Here is a 12,435-nt window from a genome sequence, read left to right as displayed (position 1 = left end):
GGCCAGACCCTGCGCCGGTCGGCGGCATCCACCCCGAGACAGAGGACGATGATGCGATTCAGACGTCTGGTGCCGCGGAGCGTCGCGGCCCTGCTGGCCACCACGATGATGCTCCTCGCCGGGCCGGTGGCGATACCGGCCTCGGCCGCGGACGGCCCCAACCTGGCGGCCGGCAAGACCGTCGCGGTCAGCAGCAGCAATGGAGCCAACGGCGCCGGCAACCTCAACGACGGCAACCAGAGCAGCTACTGGGAGTCCGCCAACAACAGCTTCCCGCAGTGGGCCCAGGTCGACCTGGGCAGTAGCACCACCATCGGCCAGGTGGTGCTGAAGCTCCCGACCGCCGACTGGGGCACCCGCACCGAGACCCTCGCCGTCCAGGGGAGCGCCGACGGCACCAGCTTCACCACCATCGTCGGCTCCCAGGGCTATGTCTTCGACCCGGCGGCCGCCAACATCGTCAAGATCGGCTTCCCGGCGACCAACACCCGCTTCGTCCGGATCAACATCACCGGCAACACCGGGTGGCCGGCCGGGCAGATCTCCGAGCTGGAGGTGTACGGCGCCGCGACCTCCGGCAGCGACCTCGCCGCGAACGCCAGGCTGACCGCCAGCAGCTCCAACTCCCCGTATGTCCCGGCCAACGCCAACGACGGCAACCAGGCCACCTACTGGGAGAGCAGCGGCAGCCTCCCGCAGTGGATCCAGGCCGACCTGGGCGCCTCCGTGGGCGTCGCCAAGCTGGTGCTGAAGCTGCCCACCGGCTGGGAGAAGCGCACCGAGACGCTCAGCGTGCGCGGCTCCACCGACGGGACGAACTTCACCGACCTGGTCGCCTCCAAGGGCTATGTCTTCGACCCGGCCTCGGGCAACACCGTCACCATCTCCCTTGACACCGTCACCACCCGCTACCTGCGGCTGAACGTCACCGCCAACACCGGTTGGTCGGCGGCCCAGCTGTCGCAGTTCGAGGTCTACGGCCCGGCCACCGGCGACACCCAGGCGCCGACCGCCCCCACCAACCTCGCCTTCACCCAGCCGGCCTCCGGCCAGATCAAGCTGACCTGGACCGCGTCCACCGACAACGTAGGCGTCACCGGGTACGACATCTACGCCAACGGCACCCTGCGCACCAGCGTGGCGGGCAATGTCACCACCTACACCGACAGCCAGCCGGACAGCGCCACGGTCTCCTACTACGTCCGGGCCAAGGACGCGGCGGGCAACCAGTCCGGCAACAGCAACACCGTCACCCGCCAGGGCGCGACCGGCGACACCCAGGCGCCGACCGCCCCCTCCAACCTCGCCTTCACCCAGCCGGGCTCCGGCCAGATCAAGCTGACCTGGACCGCGTCCACCGACAACGTGGGCGTCACCGGCTACGACATCTACGCCAACAATGTGCTGCGGGACAGCGTGGCGGGCAATGTCACCACGTACACCGACAGCCAGCCGGACAGCGCCACGGTCTCCTACTACGTCCGGGCCAAGGACGCGGCGGGCAACCAGTCCGGCAACAGCAACACCGTCACCCGCAACGGCAGCACCGGCGGCACCGGCTCCAACATGGCCGTCGGCAAGCCGATCACGGCCTCGTCCAGCACCTTCACCTTTGTCGCCACCAACGCCAACGACAACAACACGGCCACCTACTGGGAGGCCGCCGGGCAGCCCGGCACCCTCGCCGTCGACCTCGGCGCCAACGCCGACGTCACCTCCGTGGTGCTGAAGCTCAACCCGGACAGCGCCTGGTCGACCCGCACCCAGAACATCCAGCTGCTCGGCCGTGAGCAGAGCGCCACCGGCTTCACCAGCCTGGTGGCCGCCAAGGACTACACCTTCAACCCGGCCTCCGGCAACACGGTGACGATCCCGGTCACCGCCCGGGTCGAAGAGGTCCAGCTGCGGATCACCAGCAACACCGGAGCCCCCGGCGGCCAGGTCGCCGAGTTCCAGGTCATCGGCACCCCCGCCCCCAACCCCGACCTCACCGTCACCGGGGTCACCGCCTCGCCGGCCGCGCCGGTGGAGAGCGACCCGATCACCCTCTCCGCGACCGTCAAGAACATCGGCAACGCCGCCTCCCCGGCCACCGATGTCACCTTCCACCTCAATGGCACCGCCGTCGGCACCGCGCCCGTGGGCGCGCTGGCCGCCGGGGCGTCCACCACGGTCTCCACCTCCATCGGCACCCGCGACGCGGGCAGCTACCCGCTGAGCGCCACGGTGGACGAGGCCGGCAAGGTCATCGAGCAGAACCACAGCAACAACACCTTCACCAGCGCGACCCCGCTGGTGGTCAAGCCGGTGGACAGCGCGGACCTGGTGGCCTCGCCGGTCGGCTGGACGCCCAGCAACCCGTCGAACGGCAACTCCGTCGCCTTCTCCGTCGCCATCAAGAACCAGGGCACCATCGCCTCGGCGGGTGGCGCCCACGCCATCACCCTGACGGTGACCGACGCCACCACCGGCAGCACCGTGCGCACCCTGACCGGGTCCTACAGCGGCGCCATCGCCGCCGGGGCCACCACCTCCCCGGTCAGCCTCGGCAGCTGGACGGCCGCCAACGGCAAGTACACCGTCAAGACGGTGATCGCCGACGACGCCAACGAACTGCCGGTCAAGCGGGCCAACAACACCTCCACCCAGTCGCTCTTCGTCGGCCGCGGCGCCAATATGCCGTACGACATGTACGAGGCCGAGGACGGCAGGCTCGGCGGCGGCGCGGCGGTCATCGGACCCAACCGCACCGTCGGAGACCTGGCGGGCGAGGCGTCCGGCCGCAAGGCCGTCACCCTCAACTCCACCGGCAGCTCCGTGGAGTTCACCACCAAGGCCAGCACCAACACCCTGGTCGTCCGCTACTCCATCCCGGACGCGCCGGGCGGCGGCGGCATCAACTCCACCCTTGACGTCTACGTCAACGGCACCCTGCTCAAGCCGATCAACCTGACCTCGAAGTACGCCTGGCTCTACGGCGACGAGACCTCGCCCGGCAACTCGCCGAGCGCGGGCGGCCCCCGCCACATCTACGACGAGGCCAATCTGATGCTCGGGACGACCGTCCCGGCCGGATCCACCATCAAGCTCCAGAAGGACGCCGCCAACAGCACCACCTACGCGATCGACTTCATCAACCTGGAGCAGGTCTCCCCGATCGCCAACCCCGACCCGGCCTCCTACACCGTGCCCACCGGCTTCACCCAGCAGGACGTGCAGAACGCCCTGGACAAGGTGCGGATGGACACCACGGGCAAGCTGACCGGTGTCTACCTGCCCGAGGGTGACTACCAGACCTCCAGCAAGTTCCAGATCTACGGCAAGCCGGTCAAGGTCGTCGGCGCCGGCCCCTGGTACACCCGGTTCCACACCCCGGAGAGCCAGGAGAACACCGACGCGGGCTTCCGCGCCGAGGCCGCGGCCAAGGGGTCGAAGTTCGCCAACTTCTCCTTCTTCGGCAACTACACCTCCCGCATCGACGGGCCCGGCAAGGTCTTCGACTTCTCCAACATCACCGACATCGTCATCGACAACGTCTGGAACGAGCACACCGTCTGCCTCTACTGGGGCGCCAACACCGACAACATCACCATCAGCAACTCCCGCATCCGCGACACCTTCGCGGACGGCATCAACATGACCAACGGCTCCACCGACAACCACGTCACCAACATCGAGGCCCGCTCCACCGGTGACGACAGCTTCGCGCTCTTCTCCGCCATCGACGCGGGCGGGTCCGACGAGAAGAACAACGTCTACGAGAACCTCACCTCGCTGCTCACCTGGCGGGCGGCCGGCGTCGCGGTCTACGGCGGCTACGCCAACACCTTCCGCAACATCTACATCGCCGACACCCTGGTCTACTCGGGCATCACCATCAGCTCGCTGGACTTCGGCTATGCGATGAACGGCTTCGGCAGCGACCCGACCAACTTCCAGAACATCTCCATCGTCCGGGCCGGCGGCCACTTCTGGGGATCGCAGACCTTCCCCGGGATCTGGCTCTTCTCCGCGTCGAAGGTGTTCCAGGGCATCCGGGTCAGCGACACGGACATCGTCGACCCCACCTACAGCGGCATCATGTTCCAGACCAACTACGTGGGAGGCCAGCCGCAGAACCCCATCAAGGACACCATCCTCACCAATGTCTCGATCAGCGGCGCCCACAAGAGCGGTGACGCCTACAACGCCAAGTCCGGCTTCGGACTCTGGGCCAATGAGCTGCCCGAGGCGGGGCAGGGCCCGGCGGTCGGCTCGGTGACGTTCAACAACCTCAAGTTGAGCGACAACGCGGTCGACATCCGCAACACCACCTCCACCTTCACCATCACGGTCAAGCCCTAGCGGCCGACCGAAAGGTGCGGCCCGCCCCCGACCGGGGGGCGGGCCGCACCGCCGTCTCCGGCGGGTCAGGGTCAGGGTCAGGGGCACGGGGTCAGGGTCAGGGTCAGGACACCACGGTGCCGGTCACCTCGCCGAAGCCGATCCGCACCCCGTCGGCGCCGGGCGCGGTCGCGGTCAGCGTCACCGTGTCGCCGTCCTCCAGAAAGGTGCGCAGGGAGCCGTCCGGCAGCCGCAGCGGGTCCCGGCCGCTCCAGGTGAGCTCGATCAGCGAGCCGCGCTCCTCCGGCAGCCGACCCGAGACGGTGCCCGAGGCGTAGAGGTCGCCGGTGCGCAGCGACGCGCCGTTGGCCGTCAGATGGGCGAGCAGCTGGGCCGGCGACCAGTAGAGGTCGCGGAACGGCGGCCGGGAGACCACCGCGTCATTGAGCCGCACCTCCAGCCGGAGGTCGAGCCCCCAGGGCTCCTTCTCCTCCAGGTAGGGCAGCGGCGGCGGGTCCTGCGCGGCCACCGGCAGGCGGGCCTGCTCCAGGGCCTCCAGCGGCACCACCCAGGGGGAGACCGAGGTGGCGAAGGACTTGCCCAGGAAGGGGCCGAGCGGCTGGTACTCCCAGGACTGGATGTCGCGGGCGCTCCAGTCGTTGACCAGCACCACGCCGAAGACATGGTCGGCGAAGTCGCCCACCGGCACCGGCTCGCCGAGCCGGGACGGCGCCCCCACCACAAAGCCGACCTCGGCCTCGATGTCCAGCCGCCGGGTGGGCCCGAAGTCCGGCGCGGCTCCGTCGGCGCCGCGCCGCTGGCCGCTCGGCCGCCGGACGGGCGTACCGGAGACCACCACCGTGCCGGCCCGCCCGTGGTAGCCGACCGGCAGATGGCGCCAGTTGGGCAGCAGCGGGTCGCCGTCCGGCCGGAAGATCCGGCCGAGGTTGGTGGCATGCGCCTCGGAGGCGTAGAAGTCCACATAGTCGGCGACCTCGAACGGCAGCTGGAGCCGCACCCGGTCCAGCGGGTGCAGATGGGCCTCCACCAGCCGCCGCTGCTCGGTCCCGGTGAGCAGCTCCAGCAGCCGGCGGCGGACATAGGCCCACTCGCCGCGCCCGCGCCGCAGAAAGCGGTTGAGGGAGCCGGTGGCCAGGTCGGCGCCGAGGGGGGTCCCGGCCCAGATCGCGGAGATGTCCAGCACCTGCTCGCCGATGGCCACCCCGACCCTGGCGTCGCCGCCGGGCGGGCTGAAGACCCCGTACGGCAGGTTCTGCACCGGGAAGGGGGACCCCTCCGGCACCGGGACCCAGCTGCGGACCTCGGTCACCCGGCACCGCCGGGCATCTCCAGCGGCTCCTGCGGGCCCTGCGGTCCGCGTCCGCTCCAGGTCCAGGCGTAGCGGCCGTCGTCGGCGGCCCGGCCGCCCTCGGCGATCTCCAGCGGGCGGAAGGTGTCGACCATGACGGCCAGTTCGTCGAAGAACTCGGCGCCGATGGAGCGCTCATAGGCGCCGGGCTGGGGGCCGTGGGTGTGGCCGCCGGGGTGCAGCGAGACGGACCCCTGGCCGATGCCGGAGCCCTTGCGGGCCTCGTAGTCGCCGCCGCAGTAGAACATCACCTCGTCGCTGTCCACATTGGAGTGGTAGTAGGGGACGGGGATGGCCAGCGGGTGGTAGTCGACCTTGCGGGGGACGAAGTTGCAGATGACGAAGCCGGTGCCCTCGAAGACCTGGTGCTGCGGCGGGGGCTGGTGGATGCGGCCGGTGATCGGCTCGTAGTCGGCGATGTTGAAGACGTACGGGTAGAGGCAGCCGTCCCAGCCCACCACGTCGAAGGGGTGCCGGGGCACGGTGAAGACCGTGCCGACGATGCCGTTGCCGCCGGGTCCCCGGTGCTTGACGTGGACCTCGACGTCCTCGCCGTCCTCCAGCAGCGGCTCCTGCGGGCCGCGCAGGTCGCGTTCGCAGTAGGGTGCGTGCTCCAGCAGCTGCCCGAAGCGGGAGAGGTAGCGCTTGGGCGGGGTGATGTGGCTGTTGGCCTCGACGGCGTAGAGCCGCAGCGGGGCGTCGCCGGTCGGCACCCAGCGGTGGGTGGTGGCGCGGGGGAGGACTACATAGTCGCCCTCGCCGACCTCGATGGAGCCGAAGACGGTGTCGACCCGGCCGGTGCCCGACTCCACATAGACGCACTCGTCGCCGATGGCGTTGCGGTAGAGCGGCGAGGGCTGCCCGGCGGCGACATAGGCGATGCGTACATCGGCGTTGCCCAGCACCACCCGCCGGTCGGTCACCGGGTCGGCCTGCCGCCAGCTCTCGCCGGGGAAGAGGGAGTGCAGCCGGAAGTGGAAGGGCTTGAGCGGGTGGTTGGCCTCGCTCTTGGCCTCGGGCAGCTGCCAGACCCGGCTGTCCACCAGGGCGGAGGGGATGTGCCGGTGGTAGAGCAGTGAGGAGTCGGAGGTGAAGCCCTCCTCTCCCATCAGCTCCTCGTAGTAGAGCTCACCGTTCTCTCGACGGAACTGGGTGTGCCTTTTGGGCGGCACCGAGCCGACGGTCCGGTAGTACGCCACCTGCGCCTCCTGAGCGACTGTCGCGGCTGCCGTCCGGGGTCGGGACGGCAGCTCTCATGACAGTGGCGCAGGTGGCGGCTGTCAAGGAAGGCCGGGTCGGAGTCGGTCACGTTCGGGCACCGTCCGGCAACCGGCCGGACACATTGGCGTAACGAAACGAAGGGCCTTGCAGAAACTTGCTGCAAGGACTTTCCGCAACACGCGCGCCGCTGTTACGTTCCTCCCCGGGTCCGGCGGCCGCGATCGGCGCAGTCGGCCCGGGAAGGCCATTATGCGCCGTCCCTCCCTCTCGGGCACCCCACCCTCTCAAGGAGTACTCATGCGGCGTGGTATGGCGGCCACCGCTCTGGTCGCGGCCCTCGCGGTCTCGATGGCGGCCTGCGGCAGCGACGGCGGCGGCAGCAGCAGCGGCAAGAGCGACAGCAAGGCGGCTGCGGACCCCGCAAGCGTCTCGGGCACCGTGACGTACTGGGACACCTCGGACGCGACCAAGGAGGCTCCGGCCTACAAGGAGCTGATCGCGCAGTTCGAGCAGAAGTACCCGAAGATCAAGGTCAACTACCAGAACATCCCGTTCGGCGACATCGAGCAGAAGTTCAAGGCGACGGCGCAGAGCGGCAAGGGCGCCCCGGACGTGATGCGCGCCGATGTCGGCCTGATCCCCGAGTACGCCTCCCTGATGTACCTCGCCCCGCTCGACGGCACCGCGGCCCTCGCCACCACCGAGGACTTCCTGGCCGGCCCGATGGACACCACCAAGTACAACGGCAAGACCTACGGCGTCCCCTCCGTCACCGACACCCTCGGCCTGCTGTACAACAAGGACCTCTTCAAGAAGGCCGGCATCGCGGCCCCGCCGAAGACCTGGGACGAGTTCAAGAAGGACTCCGCCGTCATCAAGGAGAAGACCGGCGCCTACGGGACCTATATGAACCCGGACGCCTACTTCCTGCTGCCCTTCCTCTTCGGCGAGGGCGCCGACATGGCCGACGCCCAGGCCAAGAAGATCACCATCAACTCGCCCGAGGCCGTCAAGGCGCTCACCGTCGCCAAGGACATCTACACCTCCTCGTCGATGAAGGTCGACTTCGCCAGCGCCTACGACAACATGCAGAAGGCGTTCACCACCGGCAAGGTCGCCATGCTGATCCAGGGCCCCTGGTCCACCGGTGACGACTACGCGGGCGCCGCCTTCAAGGACAAGGACAACCTCGGCTACGCCCCGGTCCCGGCCGGCAGCACCGGCAAGGCCGAGGCCCCGACCGGCGGCCATGACCTGGTGGTGTACGCGGGCTCCAAGAGCCTCGACGCCAGCTACCTCTTCACGCAGTTCATGACCTCTGCCGAGAGCCAGGCGTCCATCGCCGTCAAGACCGGCACCCTGCCGACCCGCACCTCCGCCTACACCGACGAGGTCAAGGCCAACCCGTCGATCGCGGGCTTCCAGTCGATCCTGGACACCGCCCGCCCCCGGGTCGCGCTGCCGCAGGTGGGCAGCCTGTTCACGCCGCTCCAGCAGTCCTACGTGAAGATCCTCCAGGGCAGCGCGACCCCGCAGCAGGGCGCCGACGAGGCGGCCAAGGAGTTCAAGAAGCTGCTGCCGGACTTCAGCACCAACTGACGTCCCGCATCGCCGTACCGGTACCGGTTACCAGCACCGCCACCGGCAGCGCATGGCGCGGCCGCCCTCCCCGCGCGGAGGGCGGCCCGCCCGCCCCGGGCGTGAGTCCGCACACCCGCCCGCACGCTCCTCCAAGCCCGTCGCGAAGGCCCGATGATGACCACCACGACCGAAGCCCCCGGCGGACCGGTCAAGTCCGCCGCCCCCGCCCCCGCTCCCCGGACCGGCCTGCTGGCCAGGGTCCGGCGTTCGTACGACCGCCACTGGTACGGCTGGGCGATGGTCCTGCCGGTGGTCGTCGTGATGGCGGTGCTGGTCCTCTACCCGCTCTGCCGCGGCCTCTACCTGTCGCTGACCAACGCCAACGAGGCCAATGTCGCCAAGGACATCGGCGTCAACCATGTGCCCGCGACCTACCATCTGGTCGGCCTGGACAACTACTGGCACGTCCTCTCCGGCGCGGACGGCGACTTCTACCCCCGCCTCATCTGGACCATCGTCTGGACGGTCTCCTGCGGCGTCCTCCAGTTCGTCCTGGCGCTGGCGCTGGCCAACATCCTCAACCGCCGGATGCGCTTCCGGCTCTTCTACCGGATGGCGCTCATCCTGCCGTGGGCGGTCCCCGGCTTCATCGGCATCTTCGCCTGGCGGCTGATGCTCAACACCCAGTTCGGCGTGCTCAACGAGATCCTGACCCACCTCGGACTGCCGGCCCAGGACTGGCTCGGCACCCCGCTCAACCAGAAGATCGCGGTCATCCTGGTCAATGTCTGGCTGGGCGTCCCCTTCCAGATGGTGGCGCTGCTCGGCGGCATGCAGTCCATCCCCGCCGAACTGCACGAGGCGGCCGAGATGGACGGCGCCTCGCCCTGGCAGCGGTTCCGCAACATCACCCTGCCCGGCCTGCGCCCGGTGAGCAGCACGGTCATCCTGATCAGCAGCATCTGGACGTTCAACATGTTCGCCGTCATCTACCTGCTGATCGGCCAGAACACCACCGGTGAGACCGACATCCTGGTCACCTTCGCCTTCAACAAGGCGTTCACCGGCATCTCCGACTACTCGGGCGCCTCCACCTACGGAATCATCATCCTGCTCATCCTGCTGGTCTTCTCCACCCTGTACCGGCGCCGGGAGCTCAAGGCGGAGCAGTCGTGACCGGCGGCGCCCCGACCCGGACCCCCAGCGACGACCAGGAGCAGAAGGAGCAGCCGCCCATGACCGCGACCCACGACCGACCCCCGGCCCGCCGCATCCGCGCCCGGGGCGAGCGCGGTCCGCTCGCCTCCCTGGCGCTGCACACCACGCTGATCGCCGCCTCGCTGGTGGCGATGTTCCCGGTGGCCTGGATCCTCTACATCTCGGTCGGCCCCGAGGACGCCTGGCAGGACCCCTCCAAGGTGATCGGCCACCTGAGCCTGAAGAACTACACCCGGGTCCTCACCGAGACCGACTTCCCCCGCTGGTTCGGCAACTCCCTGGTGGTCGCCCTCGCCACCACCGTCCTCGGTGTGCTGCTCTCCGCGACGGCCGGCTATGCGGTCTCCCGGCTGAAGTTCCCCGGCCAGAAGCAGCTGATGTGGATGTTCCTGGTCACCCAGATGTTCCCGGTGGCCGTGCTGATCGTGCCGCTGTACAACATCCTGGCCTCGCTCGACCTGATCGACAGCTACCTGGGCCTGATCCTCACCTACTGCACCGTGGCGGTGCCCTTCTCCGCCTGGATGCTCAAGGGCTACTTCGACACCATCCCGGTGGAGATCGACGAGGCCGGCCGGGTGGACGGCCTCACCCCGTTCGGCACCTTCTGGCGGCTGATCCTGCCGCTGGCCCGCCCGGGCCTGGCCGTCACCGCCTTCTACTCCTTCCTCACCGCCTGGGCCGAGGTCGCCTACGCGACCCAGTTCATGAGCGCCGACCACTACACCCTGGCGGTCGGCATCCGCACCCTCGCGACCAACACCCGCGCCGACTGGGCGGGGATGACCGCCTCCTCGGTGCTGATCGCCATCCCCGCGACCATCGTCTTCTTCCTGGTCCAGCGCCATCTGGTCTCCGGCCTCACCGCCGGCGCCGCCAAGTCCTGACCCACCAGCAGCTACCTGTCCGCACGCTGCGCGCCGCCTCCCGGAGACCGGAGGCGGCAAGGCACCGAGCACCCAAGGGAAACCATGAGCCACGACCTCGCCGACGCCTCCCGGCCCTCCCTCCTCGCCCCGCAGCGGGCCGGAGCGGACCAGGACGCCACCGCCCGGGACGCCACCGCCCACGACGCCGCGCCCGGCGCCGTCGCTGCGTCCGCCGGCGACAGCAGAGGCTGGTGGCGGGACGCGGTCATCTACCAGGTGTACCCGCGCAGCTTCGCCGACTCCGACGGCGACGGCATGGGCGACCTGCCCGGCATCCGCAGCCGGCTGCCCTATCTGCGCGACCTGGGCGTGGACGCCGTCTGGCTCTCCCCCTTCTATGCCTCCCCGCAGGCCGACGCCGGCTACGACGTCTCCGACTACCGGGCCATCGACCCGATGTTCGGCACCCTGCACGACGCCGACGCGCTGATCCGCGACGCCCATGCGCTCGGCCTGCGCATCATCGTGGACCTGGTGCCCAACCACTCCTCCGACCAGCACGAGTGGTTCAAGCGGGCGCTGCGCGAGGGCCCCGGCTCCGCGCTGCGCGAGCGCTACCACTTCCTCCCCGGCAAGGGCGAGAACGGCGAACTGCCGCCCAACGACTGGGAGTCCATCTTCGGCGGCCCCGCCTGGACGCGCACCACCAACCCCGACGGCACCCCCGGCGACTGGTACCTGCACCTCTTCGCCGCCGAGCAGCCCGACTTCAACTGGGAGAACCCGGCCGTCGCCGACGAGTTCCGCTCCATCCTGCGCTTCTGGCTGGACATGGGCGTCGACGGCTTCCGGATCGACGTGGCCCACGGCCTGGTCAAGGCCGCCGGACTGCCCGACATGGGCTCCCATGACCAGCTGAAGCTGCTGGGCAACGCCGTGCTGCCCTTCTTCGACCAGGACGGCGTCCACGAGGTCTACCGCAGCTGGCGCACGATCCTCGACGAGTACCCCGGCGAGCGGATCGCCGTCGCCGAAGCCTGGACCCCCACCGTCGCCCGCACCGCCAACTACGTGCGCGCCGACGAGCTGCACCAGGCGTTCAACTTCCAGTACCTGGGCACCGCCTGGGAGGCGGCCGAGCTCCGCCGGGTGATCGACCTCTCGCTGGACGCCATGCGCCCCGTCGACGCCCCCACCACCTGGGTGCTCTCCAACCATGACGTGGTCCGGCACGCCACCCGCCTCGCCGATGACACCGCCGACCGGGAGACCGGCCTCCGCCGCGCCCGCGCCGCCTCGCTGCTGATGCTCGCACTGCCCGGCTCCGCCTACCTCTACCAGGGCGAGGAACTGGGCCTGCCCGAGGTCACCGACCTGCCCGACGAGGTCCGCCAGGACCCGGCGTTCTTCCGCGCCGCCGGCCAGGACGGCTTCCGGGACGGCTGCCGGGTGCCCATCCCGTGGTCCGGCACCGAGGCCCCGTACGGCTTCGGCCCCGACGGCGGCTCCAGCTGGCTGCCGCAGCCCGCCGAGTGGGCCCGGCTGAGCGTCGCCGTCCAGCAGGGCGACCCCTCCTCCACCCTGGAGCTCTACCGCAGCGCCCTGGCGGTGCGCCGCGAGCACCCCGCGCTGGGCGCCGGCACCGCCGTGACCTGGCTGGACGGCTACCCCGAGGGCGTCCTGGCATTCCGCCGCGACGCCGCCGCCGGCTCCTTCGCCTGCACCGTGAACCTGGGCGCCGAACCGGTCCGCATCCCCGCCCCCGGCCGCCTCCTGCTCGCCTCCACGGAGACCGGGACGGTGGACGGCGAGATCCTGCTGCCCTCGGACAGCACCGTCTGGTGGGCCGTCTGA

General features: G+C 70.0%; 7 protein-coding genes. 5 read left to right on the top strand and 2 right to left on the bottom strand.

Annotated elements, in window-relative coordinates; genetic code table 11:
- Positions 1 to 51: 51 nt before the first annotated feature.
- Entirely contained in the window at positions 52 to 4,344 is a 4,293-nt protein-coding gene (locus tag C7M71_RS03820) for a discoidin domain-containing protein (protein WP_111492208.1), read from the top strand.
- 103 nt (positions 4,345 to 4,447) lie between these two features.
- Here C7M71_RS03820 and fahA read toward each other — a convergent pair whose 3' ends face one another.
- Together fahA and C7M71_RS03810 are read right to left on the bottom strand one after the other, a co-directional pair.
- Positions 4,448 to 5,653 (bottom strand): fumarylacetoacetase, encoded by a 1,206-nt coding sequence (gene fahA, locus C7M71_RS03815; RefSeq protein WP_229758523.1) that lies wholly within the window; start codon positions 5,651 to 5,653, stop codon positions 4,448 to 4,450.
- On the bottom strand, positions 5,650 to 6,891 hold the full coding sequence (locus C7M71_RS03810) for a homogentisate 1,2-dioxygenase (RefSeq protein WP_111492209.1): 1,242 nt from the start codon (positions 6,889 to 6,891) through the stop codon (positions 5,650 to 5,652). Before C7M71_RS03810 ends, fahA begins: the two co-directional genes overlap by 4 nt.
- 319 nt (positions 6,892 to 7,210) lie before the next feature.
- On the opposite strand from C7M71_RS03810, the gene C7M71_RS03805 reads away from it, so the two are divergent.
- The 4 genes from C7M71_RS03805 to C7M71_RS03790 all read left to right on the top strand — a co-directional run bounded on the left by C7M71_RS03805 (position 7,211) and on the right by C7M71_RS03790 (position 12,435).
- Complete coding sequence (locus C7M71_RS03805; RefSeq protein ID WP_111492210.1) at positions 7,211 to 8,512, top strand: extracellular solute-binding protein; 1,302 nt, start codon at positions 7,211 to 7,213, stop codon at positions 8,510 to 8,512.
- 156 nt (positions 8,513 to 8,668) lie between these two features.
- Positions 8,669 to 9,670: a carbohydrate ABC transporter permease gene (locus tag C7M71_RS03800; RefSeq protein WP_407675856.1), complete on the top strand. Its 1,002-nt coding sequence runs from the start codon at positions 8,669 to 8,671 to the stop codon at positions 9,668 to 9,670.
- Between the two features lie 59 nt (positions 9,671 to 9,729).
- Positions 9,730 to 10,599: a sugar ABC transporter permease gene (locus tag C7M71_RS03795; RefSeq protein ID WP_111492215.1), complete on the top strand. Its 870-nt coding sequence runs from the start codon at positions 9,730 to 9,732 to the stop codon at positions 10,597 to 10,599.
- Between the two features lie 84 nt (positions 10,600 to 10,683).
- Positions 10,684 to 12,435, top strand: a complete 1,752-nt coding sequence (locus C7M71_RS03790) for a glycoside hydrolase family 13 protein (RefSeq protein ID WP_111492212.1) — start codon at positions 10,684 to 10,686, stop codon at positions 12,433 to 12,435.

It is taken from the genome of Peterkaempfera bronchialis (assembly GCF_003258605.2).
GTDB classification, from domain to species: domain Bacteria; phylum Actinomycetota; class Actinomycetes; order Streptomycetales; family Streptomycetaceae; genus Peterkaempfera; species Peterkaempfera bronchialis.
The sequence above is the reverse complement of the archived record's forward strand: the minus strand, read 5'-3'. Positions and strand labels throughout refer to the sequence as shown.

Bases quoted from the DNA above. Each gene is read 5' to 3' on its own strand.
- C7M71_RS03820 (WP_111492208.1), top strand. From the start codon at position 52: ATGCGATTCAGACGTCTGGTGCCGCGGAGCGTCGCGGCCCTGCTGGCC.
- C7M71_RS03805 (WP_111492210.1), top strand. From the start codon at position 7,211: ATGCGGCGTGGTATGGCGGCCACCGCTCTGGTCGCGGCCCTCGCGGTC.
- C7M71_RS03795 (WP_111492215.1), top strand. From the start codon at position 9,730: ATGACCGCGACCCACGACCGACCCCCGGCCCGCCGCATCCGCGCCCGG.
- C7M71_RS03790 (WP_111492212.1), top strand. From the start codon at position 10,684: ATGAGCCACGACCTCGCCGACGCCTCCCGGCCCTCCCTCCTCGCCCCG.
- C7M71_RS03800 (WP_407675856.1), top strand. From the start codon at position 8,669: ATGACCACCACGACCGAAGCCCCCGGCGGACCGGTCAAGTCCGCCGCC.